Origin of the sequence: Microbispora sp. H10885 (genome assembly GCF_014161415.1) — a bacterium.
GTDB lineage: Bacteria > Actinomycetota > Actinomycetes > Streptosporangiales > Streptosporangiaceae > Microbispora > Microbispora triticiradicis.
This window is the reverse complement of sequence record NZ_JABBWY010000002.1, coordinates 323797-341974: the sequence shown is the minus strand read 5'-3', so window position 1 is coordinate 341974 and position 18178 is coordinate 323797. Positions and strand designations below refer to the sequence as shown.

Annotated in this window: 18 protein-coding genes; 13 read left to right on the top strand and 5 right to left on the bottom strand. The window is 70.7% G+C overall.

The window, feature by feature from the left end; all coding sequences use genetic code 11:
* Positions 1 to 113 precede the first annotated feature (113 nt).
* The 3 genes from HHX37_RS06550 (at position 114) to HHX37_RS06540 (ending at position 2742) form a co-directional block, all read left to right on the top strand.
* A complete protein-coding gene (locus HHX37_RS06550; RefSeq protein ID WP_182884823.1) occupies positions 114 to 842 on the top strand; it encodes a response regulator transcription factor in 729 nt (242 codons plus the stop codon).
* On the top strand, positions 839 to 2347 hold the full coding sequence (locus HHX37_RS06545; RefSeq protein WP_182880178.1) for a sensor histidine kinase: 1509 nt from the start codon (positions 839 to 841) through the stop codon (positions 2345 to 2347). Before HHX37_RS06550 ends, HHX37_RS06545 begins: the two co-directional genes overlap by 4 nt.
* Positions 2348 to 2478: 131 nt before the next feature.
* Positions 2479 to 2742 (top strand): hypothetical protein, encoded by a 264-nt coding sequence (locus HHX37_RS06540; RefSeq protein WP_117409574.1) that lies wholly within the window; start codon positions 2479 to 2481, stop codon positions 2740 to 2742.
* A 127-nt stretch (positions 2743 to 2869) separates the two neighbouring features.
* Here the strand turns inward: HHX37_RS06540 and HHX37_RS06535 are convergent, their stop codons facing one another.
* The 3 genes from HHX37_RS06535 to HHX37_RS06525 form a co-directional block, all read right to left on the bottom strand.
* On the bottom strand, positions 2870 to 3280 hold the full coding sequence (locus tag HHX37_RS06535; protein ID WP_117409575.1) for a cellulose binding domain-containing protein: 411 nt from the start codon (positions 3278 to 3280) through the stop codon (positions 2870 to 2872).
* 131 nt (positions 3281 to 3411) lie between these two features.
* The gene (locus tag HHX37_RS06530; protein WP_182884822.1) at positions 3412 to 5847 is read right to left on the bottom strand and encodes a glycoside hydrolase family 9 protein; all 2436 of its coding nucleotides are present in this window, start codon (positions 5845 to 5847) and stop codon (positions 3412 to 3414) included.
* Between the two features lie 126 nt (positions 5848 to 5973).
* The gene (locus HHX37_RS06525) at positions 5974 to 8445 is read right to left on the bottom strand and encodes a glycoside hydrolase family 48 protein (RefSeq protein ID WP_182884821.1); all 2472 of its coding nucleotides are present in this window, start codon (positions 8443 to 8445) and stop codon (positions 5974 to 5976) included.
* Between the two features lie 365 nt (positions 8446 to 8810).
* Here HHX37_RS06525 and HHX37_RS06520 point away from each other — a divergent pair, with 365 nt between their 5' ends.
* From HHX37_RS06520 to HHX37_RS06495, 6 genes are all read left to right on the top strand, one after another.
* Entirely contained in the window at positions 8811 to 9209 is a 399-nt protein-coding gene (locus HHX37_RS06520) for a phage holin family protein (protein WP_117409578.1), read from the top strand.
* Positions 9206 to 10213 (top strand): DUF3618 domain-containing protein, encoded by a 1008-nt coding sequence (locus tag HHX37_RS37600; protein ID WP_220502635.1) that lies wholly within the window; start codon positions 9206 to 9208, stop codon positions 10211 to 10213. Before HHX37_RS06520 ends, HHX37_RS37600 begins: the two co-directional genes overlap by 4 nt.
* A complete protein-coding gene (locus tag HHX37_RS06510; protein ID WP_182884820.1) occupies positions 10210 to 11181 on the top strand; it encodes a YihY/virulence factor BrkB family protein in 972 nt (323 codons plus the stop codon). The genes HHX37_RS37600 and HHX37_RS06510 overlap by 4 nt, the downstream gene beginning before the upstream one ends.
* Positions 11182 to 11300: 119 nt before the next feature.
* Complete coding sequence (locus HHX37_RS06505; RefSeq protein WP_138460104.1) at positions 11301 to 11729, top strand: YkvA family protein; 429 nt, start codon at positions 11301 to 11303, stop codon at positions 11727 to 11729.
* A 242-nt stretch (positions 11730 to 11971) separates the two neighbouring features.
* The gene (locus HHX37_RS06500) at positions 11972 to 12493 is read left to right on the top strand and encodes a phospholipase (protein ID WP_138460107.1); all 522 of its coding nucleotides are present in this window, start codon (positions 11972 to 11974) and stop codon (positions 12491 to 12493) included.
* Positions 12494 to 12597: 104 nt separating this feature from the next.
* Positions 12598 to 13020 carry an HIT family protein gene (locus HHX37_RS06495; protein ID WP_396774917.1) on the top strand — a complete coding sequence of 141 codons (423 nt, stop codon included), beginning with the start codon at positions 12598 to 12600 and terminating at the stop codon, positions 13018 to 13020.
* Positions 13021 to 13141: 121 nt separating this feature from the next.
* Here the strand turns inward: HHX37_RS06495 and HHX37_RS35500 are convergent, their stop codons facing one another.
* Both HHX37_RS35500 and HHX37_RS06485 read right to left on the bottom strand, forming a co-directional pair.
* Positions 13142 to 13354 carry a hypothetical protein gene (locus tag HHX37_RS35500; protein ID WP_220502634.1) on the bottom strand — a complete coding sequence of 71 codons (213 nt, stop codon included), beginning with the start codon at positions 13352 to 13354 and terminating at the stop codon, positions 13142 to 13144.
* A gap of 125 nt (positions 13355 to 13479) precedes the next feature.
* On the bottom strand, positions 13480 to 13941 hold the full coding sequence (locus HHX37_RS06485; protein ID WP_182884819.1) for a hypothetical protein: 462 nt from the start codon (positions 13939 to 13941) through the stop codon (positions 13480 to 13482).
* A gap of 141 nt (positions 13942 to 14082) precedes the next feature.
* Here HHX37_RS06485 and HHX37_RS06480 point away from each other — a divergent pair, with 141 nt between their 5' ends.
* The 4 genes from HHX37_RS06480 to HHX37_RS06465 all read left to right on the top strand — a co-directional run bounded on the left by HHX37_RS06480 (position 14083) and on the right by HHX37_RS06465 (position 18044).
* The gene (locus tag HHX37_RS06480) at positions 14083 to 15264 is read left to right on the top strand and encodes a sensor histidine kinase (RefSeq protein WP_117409583.1); all 1182 of its coding nucleotides are present in this window, start codon (positions 14083 to 14085) and stop codon (positions 15262 to 15264) included.
* An 85-nt stretch (positions 15265 to 15349) separates the two neighbouring features.
* Positions 15350 to 16099, top strand: a complete 750-nt coding sequence (locus tag HHX37_RS06475; RefSeq protein WP_117409605.1) for a LytR/AlgR family response regulator transcription factor — start codon at positions 15350 to 15352, stop codon at positions 16097 to 16099.
* On the top strand, positions 16096 to 16467 hold the full coding sequence (locus tag HHX37_RS06470; RefSeq protein WP_182876239.1) for a hypothetical protein: 372 nt from the start codon (positions 16096 to 16098) through the stop codon (positions 16465 to 16467). Before HHX37_RS06475 ends, HHX37_RS06470 begins: the two co-directional genes overlap by 4 nt.
* 101 nt (positions 16468 to 16568) lie before the next feature.
* A complete protein-coding gene (locus HHX37_RS06465; protein ID WP_307801172.1) occupies positions 16569 to 18044 on the top strand; it encodes a cation acetate symporter in 1476 nt (491 codons plus the stop codon).
* Positions 18045 to 18178 lie beyond the last annotated feature (134 nt).

The window sequence follows — 18178 nt, the reverse complement described above, 5'->3', positions numbered from 1 at the left end:
CCAACCGAACCTCTTGTTTTCCTATGAACAGGGGCACGCCGGGAGCCTTCATAGGATTCTCAGAACGTTCTCAGAGGAAGCGCCGGAGCAGTGGGGAGGACCCTGGCATCATCATGCGTACGACATCGAACGGCCTGCCTGATCTGGTCCGCCCCGACGGGACGCCCGTGCGCGTCCTCGTGGTCGACGACGAGCCCGACCTCGTCGAGGTCCTGGGCGCTGTCCTGAAATACGAGGGGTGGGACGTGCGCACCGCCGGCGACGGCGCGTCGGCGGTGCGCACCGCCCGGGAGTTCCAGCCGGACGCGGTGCTGCTGGACGTGATGCTGCCCGACTTCGACGGGCTGGAGGTCCTGCGCCGCCTCCGGACGGAGGCCCCGGACGTCTGCGTGCTGTTCCTCACCGCCCGTGACTCCGTCGAGGACCGCATCGCGGGGATCACCGCGGGCGGGGACGACTACGTGACCAAGCCGTTCAGCCTGGAGGAGGTGCTCGCCCGGCTGCGCGGGCTGCTGCGCCGCGCCGGGATGGCGCGTACGGCCGAGGGCGACCGGCTCACGGTCGGCGATCTCGTGATGGACGAGGACGCCCGCGAGGTGACCCGCGGCGGAGAGCTCGTCGAGCTCACCCCGACCGAGTTCGAGCTGCTGCGCTTCCTCATGCGCAACCCCCGGCGGATGCTCAGCAAGGCGCAGATCCTCGACCGGGTCTGGTCGTACGACTTCGGCGGGCAGGCGCACGTGGTCGAGCTGTACATCAGCTATCTGCGCAAGAAGATCGACGCGGGCCGCCCCGCACTGATCCACACCGTGCGGGGCGTCGGATACGTCCTCAAGCCGTGAGGGTACGGCTGAGGCCGCCGCGCACGCTGCGGGCCCGGCTGGTCGCCGGGACGCTCGTGCTGCTCGTGCTGGCCTGCGCGGCGGCGGGCACCGCGTCCTCCCTGCTGCTCGAACGGTTCATGGTGGACCGGGTGGACCAGCAGCTCGGCATGCAGGCCGGCCGGTACGCGGCCAGCCTGGAGCACGAGGAGCGCGAGGAGCACCCCCACGGGTACGACGGGCGGAACCCGTTCGCCGAGCGCGGGGACACCCGGGGGCAGGCGCCCGGCACACTCGGCGTCCGGGTCGTGAACGGCCAGGTGGGCACGCCCGCCGTGGTGGGCCGGGCCGACCCGTCCCTGCCGGCGGCCGACGAGAGGGCGCTGGCCTCCGTGCCGCCCGACGGCGCCGGGCACACCCTGGACCTGTCGCGGCTCGGGCGGTACCGCCTGATGGCCGTGCGGAGCTCCGGCGGGGACATCCTCCTCACCGGCCTGCCGCTGGCGGACGTGCACGACACGGTCCGGCGCCTGCAACTGGCCGAGATCGCGGTGTTCGCCGTCGTCGTGCTCGTGACCGGCGTCGCCGGGGCCGTGTGGGTGCGGCTCTCGCTGCGCCCGCTGGACCGGGTCGCGGCCACCGCCCGGCGCGTCGCCCGCCTGCCGCTGTCGGACGGCGAGGTGGCGCTGCCCGACCGGGTCCCCGACGAGGACCCCCGTACGGAGATCGGCCAGGTGGGGCTGGCCTTCAACCGCATGCTCGGCCACGTCGGGCAGGCGCTGGCCCACCGCCACGCCAGCGAGGAACGCATGCGCACCTTCGCCGCCGACGCCAGCCACGAGCTGCGCACCCCGCTCGCGACCGTCCGCGCCCATGTCCAGCTTGCCCGGCGCGATCCCGCGGAGGTGCCCGGGAGCGTGCGCCACGCCTTGGAGCGCGCCGACGCGGAGTCGTCCCGCATGGGCAAGCTGGTCGACGACCTGCTGCTGCTGACCCGGCTCGACGCGGGCCGGCCGCTCGCCCGCGAGGAGGTGGACCTGACCCGGATGGTGATCGACGCCACCGGCGACGCCCGCGTCTACGCTCCCGGCCACCACTGGCGGCTGGACCTGCCCGAGGAACCCGTGACGGTCCCCGGCGACCCCGACCGGCTGCACCAGGTGGTCGTCAACCTCCTGGGCAACGCCCGCGCGCACACCCCGCCCGGCACGACCGTCACCGTGGCGCTGCGTGAGCGGGCGGTACGTGAAGGGGCGGTACGTGAAGGGGTGCCGGGCGGGTCCGGCCCGGGTTCCGGACGGGTCGAGCTGACCGTGACCGACGACGGCCCGGGCATCCCGGCGGACCTCCAGGGCGAGGTCTTCGAACGGTTCGTCCGCGCGGACAAGGGACGCTCGCGCGCCTCCGGCGGCAGCGGCCTCGGGCTCGCGATCGTCCGGGCGGTCGTGGCCGCCCATGGCGGGACGGTCGACGTCGAGAGCCGCCCCGGACGCACCGTCTTCCGGGTGAGCCTGCCCTCCGCGTGACACCCTGCTGACCTCGAACCCCCATTCGAGGGGGTCGCATGAAACATATGTTGCATATGAGGAATACTTGGATGAATGGGGGGCAGGGGGGTCTTTCTGAGCGGGGGTCCCCGCGATAAGAGAGGTGTGCAATGACCGCGACCGCTATCGAGCGCCGCAACCTGGACGGGCTCGCCCATCCGTGGCCTGACGACCGTTACGAGGTCAGGTGCGACAGGGAGAGCCCGTACACCGGTAGCCGTGACCGCTACCACTACGCGAAGAACGCGGTGGAGTCCGCGAAGGCGCTGGAGAGAGCGGGGCTGGCCCGCCGTGTGGTGGTCGTCAGGCTTGCGGACGAGACCGTGATCTACGATCGTGTCGGCGACGTGAACCTGCCGCCGGAGGCCTGGTGACGAGGCCGGCGGACGTGGCTTGGTGAACCGTTTCCGACGTGTCACACGACACAGCGCATGACGACGATCCCCCCGGGAGGAGGCCTCCCGGGGGGATCGTCGTGTGGTTGCCGCCGTCAGGCGCCGGTCATGAGGGCGTGCAGGTGACGGCGGGAGCGCCGCCTCCGCCCCCGCTGGTCAGGAGGCTGAAGACGGTCGAGCCGCCCACCGGGAGGGCGCCGTTGTAGCTCTCGTTGCCGAACGCGTAGATGCCCGGCAGGCCGATCACCGGGAGTGACACGGCTCCTCCGACCCGGTTGACGACGGTGCCGTCGGTGTAACGCACCGACACGCGCCAGCCCTTCATGGCCGACGATCCGCTGTTGCGCACGGTCACCTGCGCGAGCGCGCCGTAGCTCTGCGAGCCACCCCACACGCTGCTGATCACGTAGGTCGCGGTGCAGCCGAGCGAGTCGGCGGCGGCCGGAGCGGCCGTGGCCGCCGCGGTCCCCACGGACGCCAGGGCCAGCGCCGCCGCGGCGATTGTCGTCCTGATCATCGTGCTTTCCTTCCCTCGGTCATGTCCGTATGGATGGTGCCGACTTGCCAGGAGAAAGGTGGATGCCCGCCTTCCCCAGAGAGGGGTCCGACTGGGGAAGGCGGGCGACTGGGGCGAGCCCGGGACGGGGGCTACGCGGGTGTGCAGGTGACGGGGGACGGGATGGAGCCGGTGCCGCTACCGGTGAAGCCGAAGCTCGTGGTGGCGCCGGGGGCCAGGTTTCCGTTCCAGGACAGGTTCTTCACCGTGACGTTCGACCCGCTCTGGCTGAGCGCGCCGCTCCACAGCTGGGAGATGCTCTGGCCGCTCGGCAGCGTCCAGCCCACCGTCCAGCCGGTGATGGCCGTGGTGCCGGAGCTGCGCACGGTGACGTCCGCCTGGAAGCCGCCCTGCCACGAGCTCGTGATCTTGTACGTGGCGGTGCAGGCCTTGCCGTACTGCGTCGGGCTGACCGACGGCGACGGCGACAACGGCGGCTCGCAGTCACCGGTGTTCGACGGCGGGCAGGTCGGCGTCGGGCTGGGCGACGGCGACGGGGACGGGGACGGGGACGGGGACGGGGACGGGGACGGGGAGACCGACGGGCTCGGCGAGGGGGAGGGGCTGCCGGACGGGCTGGCGGACGGGCTCGGCGACGGGGACTGCTCCGTGCCGGGCGCGTTGCCCCAGATCTTGTTGGAGCCCGAGTAGAGCGTGATGTTCTCCACGGTCACCGGCGTGGACCCCGGCGTCGTCGCGACGCCCTTGTACGACCAGTCGTTCGACGGGTCCCACGAGCCCGAGCTGGCGATCCGGAACTGGACCTCGCGCCGCGACTGCGACTGCCCCTGCGGCGCGACGACCTGACCCGAGCAGTCGATCGTGACGTAGTAGATCTTCCCGGAGAACTGCGTCGGGCCGGTCGGCGGCTTGCACTGCGTGTACGCCGAGCTCAGCGTGATCTGGCCGGGCGTGGTGTCGCCGTCGAGGGTGAAGTAGTAGCGGAACGACCCGTCGCTCAGCGCCCGCGCCGGCCAGGCCGAGTGGTTGACGACGAGCGCCTTGATCTCGGTGAAGGTCGAGCCCGTGGCGTTGACCGACGCCTGGAGGTAGATCTCCGGTCCGTCCGGGGTCTCCGTGCCGGGGAAGCCGGCCAGCGGAGTGCCGCCGTACTCCTTGACCAGCCGGACCAGCGCGCTGGTGAAACCGGCGTTGTAGTCGGTGGCGACCTCGTTCATCGTGTAGTCGCTGCGGCTGTCGGTGTAGGCGTCGTTGGCCGACGTCGGGCCGCCGACGAGCGCGCCGTACAGGATGTGGCGGCTCTGCGCCGGCTCGCTGAGGTTGTCGGACCAGGAGCCGTGCGCGGTCCGGTGGTGCGGGTTGCGCGGCGGATTCGCGCCGAAGCCCACCACGAACGATGACTTGCGTGGGTTGTCGCCGAGCGCGTAGTTGATCTGGCGGACGGCGAAGTCGTGGTAACGCGCCTTGCGGGTGGCGTCGGTCAGCCAGTCGCTGTAGACGAGGGCGACGAAGGCGGTGTTGGCCGCGTAACGCAGCGACCCCCACTGGTCGAGCACGGCCTGGCCGCCGGGGGAGTAGGCGACCTTCTGCCCGTTGACGCCGACCGTCCACCAGTCGAGCCAGCGGTTGGCGTCGTCGGCGTACTGCTGCTTGCCGGTCAGCTTCGCGAGCAGCGCGTAGCAGCCGTACGACTTGTCGTCCCAGGCGATCGTCCACTTGTACGACTTGGTCGTCGACTGCGGCTCGGTGCCGAGGTTGGCGTAGTACGACTCGGCCTTCGCGAGGTAGGAGGAGTCGCCGGTGGCGCGGTAGAGCCAGATGGCGCCCCAGACCAGCTCGTCGTTGTACCCGCTCCAGGACTTGTAGTAGCCGGCCGCGTCGGTGATGCAGTCGCTGTACTTGCCCCGCACTGTGTCGGCGAAGGTGTACAGCTGCTTGGCGTGCGTCAGCAGCTTGTCGGCGTACGTCGCGTCGGTGGGCCGGAAGACCATCGAGGAGGCGGCCATCGCGGCGGCGGTCTCGCCGGCCAGGTCGGAGCCGCCACAGGAGGAGTCGATCTTGTAGGCGGGCCGGGCCATCGGCAGCACCTCGGCCGGTCCCCACCACTTGTGGTCGTCGCCGCCGTTGCCGACCTGCCCGTACAGGACGTTCGGGGAGGGGTGGGCCTTGACGAAGTAGTCGTTGACGAAGCGCAGGTTGTTGAGCAGATAGGAGATCTGCCCGGACGAGGTGTAGGCGTCGCGGTACTCGACCGCGCCCCACGCCAGCATCGTCGTGCTCGCCGCCATCGGCAGGCCGAACTTGACGTGGTCGCCCGCGTCGAACCAGCCGCCGGTCAGGTCGAGGCCGACGTCCTTGCCGTCGTTCAGGGCCGAGTCGCCACGCCAGGAGACGCGGTTCGTGGACGGCAGCTTGCCGGACTGCTGGGCCTCGTAGAAGAAGAGCGACTTCTGCAGGGCCTCCGCGTAGTTGTACGCCGGGGCCGCCGCGGCGGTGGAGGGGACGGCGGCCGGGACGACCGCCGAGGAGATGATCAGCGCCGCCAGAGCCGGGAACGTACGCCGCATGAAGGTGTGCCTCGCATAGGTGGGGGGGTCGGGGGCGCGGCGGCGGGTCAGGCGCCGCCGCGCCCCGGCTTACTGGGGGTGCGGTGAAGGGTCAGGCGACACCGCACCCCGGCCTACACGGCGTGCTCAGCCATTCGGGAAGAGCAGGCCGTACTGTCCGAGCGCGGTGGCCACGTCGGTCTGCGCCCAGAAGCGGTGGTAGCGGAAGACCGGCGCGGAGCCGCCGTTCAGGTACGACTGGACCTTCGGCCAGTCCGGGTCGTTCTTGTACCAGGACCGGATGGAGATGAAGGTCGAGTTGCTGTTGATCGGGTCACCGTTCGGCATCTTGCCGCTCCAGCCGGACGGGACGTAGATCGGGTCGTCGAGGCGGTTGTAGTCGGTCTTGGTCTCGTTGACCGACACGCCCTTGGCGTCCTGGTTGTTCTTCCAGATGCCGTCCAGGAGAGCCTTGGCCGTGGCCTTGGCCTGCGCGTTGCCCGACTTGGCCGCGTAGAACATCAGGGCCTTGGCGTACGAACCGGCCACGCCGATGTCGTCGGTGTAGTCCCGGATGGTCACGTGCAGGCCGGTGTTGGCCGGCGGCATCCCGGTGCCGCTGAAGCTGGCGTCCGGCTGACCGGTCCACACCAGCGTCGAGGGGATCTGGAAGGTGCCGTCGGAGTTCACCGTGGTGCCCGCCAGCGCCCAGGCGACCCACTTGTCGAGGATGGTCTTGGCGTCGGCGTTGCCGCTGGCGTAGTAGAGCTCCGCCACGCGCTCCATCGTCCAGGCCTGGAAGCCGAACCACTGGTTGGACGGCGGGTCGTGGTAGACCGGCTGCCAGTCGTAGGCCATGCCGAAGAACTTCGGCAGGCTCGACGGCGGGGCGGCGTAGTGGCCCTCCCAGCTGTTGGTCGCGCCGCCGGCGATGCCGCCCTCGGCCGACTGCAGCCACTTGTAGAACTGCAGCTGGCGGGTGAGGCTGGTCGACCAGTCGGTGACCGCGGTCGAGCCCTTGGGCTTCAGCGCGCTGACGTTCGACAGCGCCCAGGCCGCCAACGGGTTCTGGTAACCCGAGTGGTTGTGGCTGGAGCCGATGCGCCACGCCCAGCCGGCCGACGTGTCGGTCGCGCCGCCCCAGGCGTAGTACCAGGACAGCAGGTAGTTCGACGCGTTCTTGCCGGTGCCCGCCGCGCAGGAGGTGCTGGTGCAGTTGGGCTGCTTGAAGTACTTGTCGTACATCGAGTAGCGCAGGTAGTCGCCCATCTTCGCGGCGTTGGCCACGGAGGTGGAGATCTGCGACTGCTTGCCCTGCTCGGTCGCCCAGGTCAGCGCCCAGTAGGCGGCCTGGACGGCGCGGGCGTCGGCGTCCGGCGCGTTGGTGTACTTCCACTGCTTCGCGTACGACGCGTCACCGGTGAACAGGTCGAGGAACCCGTTGGGGCCGCCGAACTTGAAGGTGTCGCAGGACGGCTGCGGGATGGTCTCGAAGACCGACTCCTCGGGGCCGCGCTGGTAGGTGTTGATGTACGCCGGCTTGGTGGTGCCGTCGCCGCAGCGGCCGAAGCCGTAGGTGTTGTCGACGTCCAGCAGCCAGTGCATGCCGTAGATGTCGGAGGTGCCGTACGCGCTCTTCAGCTCGTTCGCGATCGGGTCGGTGCCGACGCTGACACTGCTGTCGAGCTTGGACGGGTACCCCGAGATGTCGTTCCACTCACCCGCGTACGTCGCCGGCTTGCTGGGGTCGTACTTGTCGTTCGTCGGCTGGTCGGCGCGCGCCGGGATGATGTACTTCTCCATCGACTGCCACGCGGTGTTGAACTTCGACCAGTCGCCGGTGACCTTGCCGTACATCGCCTCCAGCCACAGGTAGTAGCTGTAGGCCTCGGACGTCGTCTCGTGGCCCTGGTCCGGCGCCTCCACGAGCAGCGTCTCGACCGAGTGGTACGGCACGCCCTGCGGCGAGAAGTACCCGTTGGCCGGGTCGTGGATCTTGTTGTACATCGTCAGGAAGTTCTTGACGTACTGGTTGTCCGTGCTGGGGCTCGTCGACGGCGACGCGGAGGGGCTCTGCGACGGCGACTGCGAGGGCGACTGCGAAGGCGACTGCGACGGGGACTGGGACGGCGACTGCGAGGGCGACTGGGACGGCGACTGCGACGGGCTCACGACGGCCCCGCAGGTCACCCCGTTGACGGAGAACGAGGCGGGCTTGTTGTTGCTGCCGGTCCACGTTCCCTGGAACCCGACGTTGGTCGTCGCGCCGGATCCGAGGTTGCCGTTCCACGACATGTTCGTGGCCGTGACGGTGGCGCCGCTCTGGCTCCAGTTGGCCGACCAGCCGTTCGACAGCTTCTGCCCGTTCGGGAAGTTGAACTTCAGCGTCCAGCTGCTGATCGGGTCGCCAAGGTTCTTGATGTCCAGGCTGGCGGTGAAACCGCCGGAGCCCGAACCCCAGGAGTTGAGCGCGTATTGGACATCACAGGCCACGGCGGCGGACGCAGGCGTCTGCGTCAGCCCGACGAGGAGGCCACCGGACACGGTGGCGGCCGCCAGCAGGGCGATCCGTCTCCGCGATCGTGGGAGCGCTCCCGTGCTAAGAGCTCTCGTTCGCATTTGCGGGGGGTCTCCAAAAAGAATAGGGGTGGGAAGCATCGGCTGAAGAAGTGCCAGGTAGCGGATTCGACAGCCGATGCGGGCAGGGGTGGATCTGAACCGATACGATGGGAGCGCTCCCACATCAGGATTGTGGATTGGGCCCCCGGTATGTCAATGACGCGTTGCCGGAGCCTCACCCCGTGGCCGTACGGTGCCGTGAGCCGAGGCCCCTTGCTGGCCTTTTGCCCGCCTGTGACAAAAAACGTGTGCGTACCGAACTGAAACTTTCATCTGTTCCGGTCTCTCCGTTCACCCCGGGGACGGTGGTGGTTAGGGCTCTTGGCTGCGGGTAGGCGCTTCCCAACCTGGAAGGGAGGCAGGCCATGACCATCCAGAAGGAGTCGCCGTCCACGGGCGATCTCGTCCGCCGGCTGTCCGAGGACGTCTCCCGGCTGATCCGCGACGAACTGCGACTGGCGCGGCTGGAGATGACTCGCAAGGGCAAGCGCGCCGGCATGGGCGCCGGCCTGCTCGGCGCCGCCGGCGTCGTCGCGTTGCTCGGCGGGGGTGCCCTCGTGGCTACGGCGATCCTGGCGCTCGCGTTGATCCTGCCGGCCTGGGCCGCCGCGTTGATCGTGGGCGCCGCGCTGCTGGCGATCGCCGGGCTGCTCGCCCTGGTGGGCAAGGAGCAGATGTCCCGGGCGGCGCCGCCCACTCCCGACGAGGCGATGCGCAGCCTCAAGGCAGACATCGACGTCATGAAGGAGAGTGCGCGCAGATGACCGAGACCGACCCCGGTGCGGCCCGGCCCAACGCCGGGACCGTGGGAGTGCACAGACAGGACGTGTCAGAGCCGGTCACCGACACCGAGTCGCTCAACGCCGTACGGCAGGCCAGGCCCGGCCCGGAGCCCGTCGCCGCGGCGCGGGACACGACGGGGGGCACCGAGACCGAGACCGGGAGGAAAGGCGGCGAGCACGACAAGGGCCACGACGAGATCTCGGAGGTGCGCCGGGACATCGAGCGCACCCGCGACGATCTCGGGGACACGATCGAGGCCCTGGCCGCGAAGGCGGACATCAAGGGCCGGGCGCAGGAGCGCATGCACGCGACCATGACGGCGGCGCGGGCCAGGGCCACCGGAGTGGCCGGGCGGGTGCGTGAGGCCGCCCCGGCGCACATGCGTGAGGCGGCCGGCCGGGCCGGTGAGCAGGTCAGAACCGGTCCGGGCCTCGTGGCCGCCGCCGGCGCGGTCGCCGCCGCCGGGGGCGCGGTGCTGCTGCTGCGCCGGATGACCGGGGGCAGGGGCCGTACGGCGAAGACCGCCGGGCTCGGCGTGCCGATCTTCCTGAGCGGGCCGGGTCTGCTGGGCAAGCGGGGCGTGACGGGCAGGCGGAGCCTCTCCGCGAAGGCCGGCCTGCCCGCGCGGATCCGCCTGTACGGCAGGACCGGCATGCGCGGCCGCCCGGCGATGTCCCGCATGGGGATGCCCGGCAGGAGCATGTTCGGCAAGGGCATGTTCGGCGGGAAGGGCATGTTCGGCCGCGGGGGTGTCTTCGGCGGAAAGGCCATGTCCGGCCGGAGCGCGTTCGGCAAGGGCATGTTCGGCGGGAAGGGCAAGTTCGGCGGCGCGAGCATGTTCGGGAAGAGCATGCCGGGCAAGGGCATGGCGGGAAAGAGCGCGTTCGGCAAGGGCATGTTCGGCGGGACCCGTGCGATGCGCGGAGGCCGGGTGTTCGCGACCGCGAAGCACAACACGTTCACCCGGAGGTTCGCCCACCGATGACCGACCCCGAGGACGAGCAGGGGCCGCTGGAAAGGCTGTCGCGCCGCGACTGGATCGGAGTCGCCAAGCGCACGGCAAAGGAGTTCAAGGAGGACAACGTCCAGGACTGGGCGGCGTCGCTGACCTACTACGCCGTCCTGTCGATCTTTCCCGGTCTGATCGTGCTGGTGTCGATCCTCGGCCTGCTGGGCCAGGACGCCATCGGTCCGCTGCTCGACAACCTCAAGTCGCTGACGCCGGGGCCGGTCCAGGAACTGCTGCAGACCGGCCTCGCCAACGTTCAGCAGCACCAGGGCACCGCCGGGGTGTTCGCGATCACCGGTCTGCTGCTCGCGCTGTGGGCCGCCAGCGGCTACATGGGCGCCTTCATCCGGGCGACCAACGCCATCTTCGACATCCGGGAGGGCCGTCCGTTCTGGAAGGTCACCCCGCTCCGGGTCGGGCTGACGCTCCTGCTGGTGATCCTGATGGCGGCCTCCGTGCTCGCCGTGACCTTCACCGGCCGCCTCGCCGAGATCGCCGGGGGGATGCTCGGCCTCGGGCCCGCCGCGGTCACGGTCTGGAGCATCGTGAAGTGGCCGGTCCTGGTGCTGCTCGCGGCCGGCATGATCACGCTGCTTTACTACGCCGCGCCCAACGTGCGCCAGCCCGGCGTGCGCTGGCTCAGCCCGGGCAGCCTGCTGGCCGTCGTGGCCTGGGTCGTGGTCTCCGCGGGCTTCGGGCTGTACGTCGCGCGGTTCGGCTCCTACAACAAGACGTACGGCACGCTCGCGGCGGTGGTCGTCTTCCTCATCTGGCTGTGGCTGTCGAACATCGTCATCCTGACCGGGGCCCAGCTCGACGCCGAGCTCCAGCGCGGGCGCAGGATCGCCGACGGCGAGTCCCCCGCGGAGCCGTACGTCGACCCCCGGGACCCCCCGAAGGAGCCGGCCCCCGAAGAGGGCCTGAGCGAGTCCCGCACCGGCTGACGACGCATCGCCCACGCCCGTATGGTTACGGCCGTGGCGGCATGGGCCCGCGCCGCCTGTCGCGTCCTGCCACCGCTGAGGGCCGCCGGGCCGCCCGGCCGTGACCTGGGGGAGTGGGCGTGACCGGATCGTGGGCGTGGGATCTGCTCATCGGCGTCGCAGTCGCGCTGCTGGTCACCTGGATCGCTCTGATCGGCATGCTGGCGGTCGTCCGGCCGCGCGGGGGACTGCTGCGTGAGGCGCTGCGGCTGCTGCCCGACGTGCTGCGTCTGGTGCGCCGTCTGGCCGCCGACCCCGATCTGCCCCGCGGTGTGCGCGTGCGGCTCGGCCTGCTGCTGGCCTACCTGGCCTTCCCCATCGACCTGGTGCCCGACTTCATCCCCGTCCTCGGATACGCCGACGACGCCATCGTGGTCACCGCGGTCCTGCGCTCGGTCGTGCGTCGCGCCGGTCTGCCCGCCGTACGCCGCCACTGGCCCGGCACCGACGACGGCTTCGCCACCCTGGCCAGGCTGACCGGACTGGACCGGCCGCCCGCCGCCCCATGACCCGTCGGCGTACGGTCCGCGCCGAGGATCGCGTGTCGTCGCCGCCATGACGGCCCGGGAGAACCGCCGGCTGATCAGACTTCACTTACAAGAGCGAGTCATCGATGTAAACAGCCATTGTGCACGAACGTCCGCCGTGATCTCGATTTGGTCTGGCGCGAGAATTTCCGGATATATGGGCTCATTCTTGGGCGGTGGCAGATTCCTGCCGTGAGAGCACCCCCCACCCAAAGGCAGAGCCCATGGTCAAACGCGCCCTCACCGCCGCCGCCCTGTCCTTCGCCGCGTTACTCGCGTCGCCTCTCCCCGCACACGCCGTGACCCTCGAACAGAAGCTCGCGGCACTGTCGACCTTCACCCAGCCCACCGCCTCCAGCGCCGCCAGCTGGCGCTCGGCCTGGCAGGACCAGGCGGCCTGGGCCGCCTACGCCTTCGACTGGTCGACGGACCTGTGCTCCAGCAGTCCCGACCAGCCGCTCGGGTTCGACTTCAGGATGCCCTGCCGCCGGCACGACTTCGGTTACCGCAACTACAAGGCCGTGAACCAGTTCTCCGGCAACAAGTCGCATGTGGACGACGGGTTCTACTTCGACATGCGGCAGGTCTGCGCCGGATACTCCGGCGTCAGCAAGAGCACCTGTGACGGCCTCGCCTGGACCTACTACCAGGCGGTCAAGCAGTTCGGCGCGCTGAACGTCACGCAGGACCAGATCGAACGGGTCCAGAAGGACGCTCAGCAGGCCGCGAAGAACGCCCAGGAGTGACCCCGGCCGGGCATCCGCCGTACGCCGGCCGCGGGAAGGCGGCGGCGGTGCCCGGCCTCCGCGTGGCACGTCCACGACCCCGTGCGTGATCCAGAATGGGTCTCGTGGACGGCTGCGTGTTCTGTGAGATCGTGGCGGGGGAGCGGCCCGCGCGGGTGGTGCTGGACGACGAGGTCGCCGCCGCCTTCCTCGACACCCGCCCGGTGTTCAAGGGGCACGTGCTCGTCGTCCCGCGCGGCCACGTCGAGACCCTCCCGGACCTTCCGCCGGAGGAGGTCGGGCCGTTCTTCGCCCGGGTCCAGGCCGTCACGCGGGCGGTCGAGGCGGGCACCGGCGCGGCCGGCACGTTCGTCGCGATGAACAACCGGATCAGCCAGAGCGTCCCCCACCTGCACGTCCACGTCGTGCCGCGCAACCGCAAGGACGGTCTGCGCGGCTTCTTCTGGCCCCGCGTCAAGTACGACGGCGACGCCGAGATCGCGGACTACGCCGCCCGCATCCGCGCCGCGCTGGACGCCGGCGACTGAGTGAGATGCCGGACCGGACGGTGTCCGTGCGCACCCTCGCCCGCCTCATCCTGCCGGCCGCCGTCGTACCGTTGACTTCGCCCTGGACGTGCGGCGGCTGTGAGCTCCCGGCCGGTCCGCATCATGCATCGGTCTGCCTGGGGTGTCCCGCCCCAGCCCGGGTGATCCAGATCGTGCGCTCGCCGTCATCGATCGCGTACCAGATACGTCCACCCGAGGTTGCTTCGTACTGCCACTGCTCCAGCACCAGGCCGACCATTTTCACGGTACCGAGGGAGCCCTTGAGCCGGTGCTGACGGCTGTCCACACGACGCGGATTGGCAGTGATGGCCACCCACGCTCGGTCGAGATTCTCAGCGGCGTGGCGAAGGAGATGCGTCCAGCCTTCAGCCGCGCGACGATCAGCGAACCGTACTGTCCAGGGATTCGGCCGTGGGACGTCGTCACCGCGCCCCGGCATCACGAGCTCTCGGATGGACGAGGGACCTCGGGACCGTCACCAGGGAAGGGACCCTGCAATTCCCGGGCCAGTTCCGGATCGCTCCACACCACGGCAGTCGATCGCCAGGCCGTCAACGCACGCGCGAACGGGAGCAGCTCTCCCGTGTCCGCCCCGGCGATGAGGTGGTTGAGCAGCTCGCTCACACAGGCAGGACGCTCAGTGTCCGGAAGCCAGGTGAGCCAGGGGAGTTCCTCGGCCAGGACATCTTCGGCGAGGCTGTTGTTCCGACGCGCGACGATCGCCAGAGCGCGGGCAGCGATGCGCAGGCTGGCCGCACCCGCCTCGAAACGCTCCGCGCGCATCAGTACGAGGTCTTCGTCGTCGCGTCGCTCAAGGATGACGACGGCGCTGTCGAGTGAGGGAAGCACCTGCGAAGGACCGCGAAGGAAGGCGCTGTAGGGAACAGTTCTCGTACTCATGTGACCAGCATATCTGAAGTAGTTCAGATATGCTGGTCGCCTCCCGGCTCCCGCTGATTCCGCACAGCTGGATCCGCAGGACCTGTAGCGCCGGGGCCGACGCTCAAGCCGTGCGGGCGGCGGGGGGTAGGCTGCGGCGGCGTGGAACCGGTCGTCACGGCGCTCGTCGTCGCCGTACTCGTCAGTGTGCCGGCCGTCGTGCTCTGGCGGGTTCTGCGCGGGCGGCGCGACCTCGGCAGCAGCCCCGCGGAGCGGGCGACCTTCGAGACGCTGCACACCGCGTCGCTGGCCGCGCCGCCGCTGCGGGCCGGGCTCACCCAGGCCGGCGCGCTCAAGGCGTCGCGGCATCTTCGTGAGCTGCTCGGCTCCCCGGCCATCGCCATCACCAACGGCGAGGAACTGCTCGTGTACGACGGCGCGGGCGACCACCATGCCGCCGACGCGTTCGAGCACGCGGCGGAGACGCTGAAGGACGGTCGCACCCAGGTGCGGGCGCTCGCCTGCGCGCTGCCCGAGTGTCCCGTCCGGCACGCCGTGGTCGTCCCGCTCACCACCGACGACCGGGTGGTCGGCTCGCTCGCGGCGTACGGCGACCACGCCTCGGCCGGGCTGGTGCGGGCGGCGCAGGAGGTCGCGCGGTGGGTCGACTCCCAGCTTGAGCTGGCCGAGCTCGACCGGTCCCGGACGATGCTGATGGAGGCCGAGGTGCGGGCGCTGCGGGCGCAGATATCCCCGCACTTCATCTACAACTCGCTGACCACGATCGCGTCGTTCGTCCGCAGCGACCCCGAGCAGGCCAGGGAGCTGCTGCTGGAGTTCGCCGACTTCACCCGATACTCATTCCGGCGGCACGGCGACTTCACGACGCTGGCCGAGGAGCTGCGGTCCATCGACCGCTACCTCACCCTGGAGCGGGCCCGGTTCGGCGACCAGCTTCTGGTGACGTTGCGCATCGCCCCTGAGGTCCTGCCGGTGGCGGTGCCGTTCCTGTGCCTGCAGCCGCTGGTGGAGAACGCCGTACGGCACGGCCTGGAGGCGAAGCCCGGCGCCGGCCGGATCACGATCATCGCCGAGGACGACGGCGCCGAGTGCGGCATCACGGTCGAGGACGACGGTGTCGGCATGGACCCCGAACGGCTGCGGCGCGCGCTGGCCGGGGAGGACCGCTCGGGGGCAGGCGGCATCGGGGTGGCCAACGTGGACGAGCGGCTGCGCCAGGTCTACGGCGACGAGTACGGGCTGGTCGTCGAGACCGGCCCCGGCGCGGGCACCAAGGTCACCGTGCGGATCCCCAAATACCACCCCGGGGTGTCGGTGCTCTGACACCGTCTCGTGACACGCGCAAACGTTGACTTCCGGTCGTCCTGGTCATCACCCTCTAGAGCATCGGCCGGTGAAAGGGGTGATCGTGAGCGGCCTGCGGGTCCTGGCGGTGGACGACGAGCAGCCCGCGCTGGAGGACGTCGCCTACCTGCTCAGAGCGGACCCCCGCATCGGCGAGGTGCTGACCGCCCGCGACGGCGCCGCGGCGCTCAAGCTGCTCGACCGCGCCATCGCGGACGGCAGGCCGGTCGACGCGGTGTTCCTCGACATCCGGATGCGCGGGCTGGACGGAGTGGTGCTGGGCCGGCTGCTGACCCAGTTCACCCGCCCGCCGAAGATCGTGTTCGTCACGGCGTACGACGACCACGCCGTGGACGCCTTCGAGCTCAAGGCCGAGGACTACCTGCTCAAACCCGTACGGCCGGAGCGGCTCGCGGAGGCGATCCGCCGGGTCTGCGGCAGCCGCGGCGAACCGGGGGAGGGGCCGCAGGCCGACACCATCCCGGTCGAACTGGGCGGAGTGACCCGGTTCGTGGCCAGCACCGAGGTGCGGTACGTCGAGGCGCAGGGCGACTACGCGCGGCTGCACACCGCGACCGGCAGTCATCTGGTCCGCATCCCGCTGGCGACGCTTGAGGAGCGCTGGGCGTCGGCCGGGTTCCTGCGGGTGCACCGCAGCCATCTCGTCGCGGTCCGGCACATCGACGAACTGCACATCGACTCGGGCAAGTGCGTGGTGCGCGTGGGGGACACGGAGATCCCGGTGAGCCGGCGGCACACCCGGGAGTTACGCGACCTGCTCGTCCGCCGGGCGCGCAAGGGCCAGGCCCGGTGACGGGCAGACCGCGCCGGGTGACGGTGACCAGCCCGCGCACGGCGGCGGCCCGCCGGCGCCGCCACCCGCTCACCCGGGAGATCGACGAGCAGACCCACCTGGGTGAGGTCTACATGCGCTCGCTGGTGCGCACGCAGTTCCGGCTGGCCCTCTTCGTGTGCACGGTGCTGGCGTGCGTGGTGGGCGGGCTGCCGCTGCTGTTCCTGCTGGCCCCGGAACTGCGCGCGGCAGACCTGTTCGGGCTGCCGCTGCCGTGGGTGGTCCTCGCCGGGCTGATCTATCCCGCGCTCGTCGTCGGGGCCTGGCTGTACGTCCGGCAGGCCGAGCGCAACGAACGCGACTTCGCCGACCTCGTGGAGCGCCGGTGAGGACCGTGCGCCGGGTGAGGACCGTGCCGGTGAGCACGGTGCGCCGGTGAGCACGGTGCGCCGGTGAGCACGGTGCGCCGGTGAGAGAGAACGGAGCGTAGGTGGGCCAGATCGCCGCCGTCGGCGTGGTGCTGCTGGCGACCGTCCTCATCGGCGCGTTCGGCATCCGCATGTCCCGCACCACCTCGGACTTCTACGTCGCGTCCCGCACCGTGTCGCCGCTGTGGAACGCCTCGGCGATCGGCGGGGAGTACCTGTCGGCGGCCTCGTTCCTCGGCGTGGCGGGGCTCATCCTCACGTTCGGCGCCGACATGCTGTGGCTGCCGGTCGGCTGGACCGGCGGCTACCTCGTGCTGCTGGTGCTGGTGTCGGCGCCGCTCCGCCGTTCGGGGGCCTACACGCTGCCCGACTTCGCCGAGGCGCGGCTGGAGTCGATGGCCGTGCGGCGGCTGTCGAGCGTCCTCGTCGTGCTGATCGGCTGGCTCTACCTCATGCCGCAGTTCCAGAGCGCCGGGCTGGTCTTCCGTACGATCACGGGGGCGCCGCCGTGGGCGGGCAGCCTGCTGGTGGCGGCGGTGGTGGCGGCGAACGTGCTGTCGGGCGGCATGCGGTCGATCACCTTCGTGCAGGCGTTCCAGTACTGGCTGAAGCTCACCGCGCTGGCCCTGCCGCTGGTGTTCATGCTGATGGCCTGGTGGTCCGGCGGCGCGCCGGGGCTCGCCGCCGGAGACGAGTGGGCGCTGCCGCTGCACGGCCGCGACCACCCGGTGTACGAGACGTACTCGATGATCCTGGCGACGTTCCTCGGGACCATGGGACTGCCGCACGTGCTCGTCCGCTTCTACACCAACCCCGACGGCCGGGCCGCGCGCCGCACCACGCTGGTCGTGCTCACCCTGCTCGGCGCCTTCTACGTGATGCCCGCCGTGTACGGATACCTCGGCCACGTCTACGGCATGCCGGCGGGCGACACCGTGGTCCTCACCCTGCCCGGGCGGCTGGTCGGCGGCCTGGTGGGCGAGTTCCTCACGGCGCTGGTGACGGCGGGCGCGTTCGCGGCGTTCCTGTCCACCTCGTCGGGGCTGACGGTGTCGGTCGCCGGGGTGATCGCGCAGGACATCCTGCGCGGCGGGGTGCGCTCGTTCCGCTACGCGACCGTGCTCGCGGTGGTCGTGCCGTTCGCGCTGGCGGGCGCGGCCAGATCGCTTCCGGTGGCGACCGTGGTGGGGCTCGCGTTCGCCGTGGCCGCCTCGTCGTTCTGCCCGCTGCTCGTGCTCGGCATCTGGTGGCGCAGGCTGACCACGACGGGGGCGTTCGCCGGACTGCTGGCCGGGGGAGGGCTCGCCTGCGCCGCCGTGGTGGTGACGATCAGCGGCGGCCCGCACACCGGCTGGGCGGGCTCGCTGCTGGCCGAGCCGGCCGCCTGGACGGTGCCCGTGTCGTTCACGGTCATGGTGACGGTGTCGCTGCTGACGCCCTCACGGGTGCCGCGCGGCGTGGCGCGCACGATGGTCCGCCTGCACACGCCGGAGACGCTGAACGTCGACCGCGGCGACTGGCGTCCTCGTCACATGTGACCGGTTTCCCCGCGCCGGCCGGCCGTTCGGCGCGCGCAACCGACCATTCGTCGCATCGTCGTGCCATGTGAACGATCGGGCGGTACGGCTGGGCGACGCGGCGGCCCCCGGGGCTCGTCGGCGGGCGCACCACG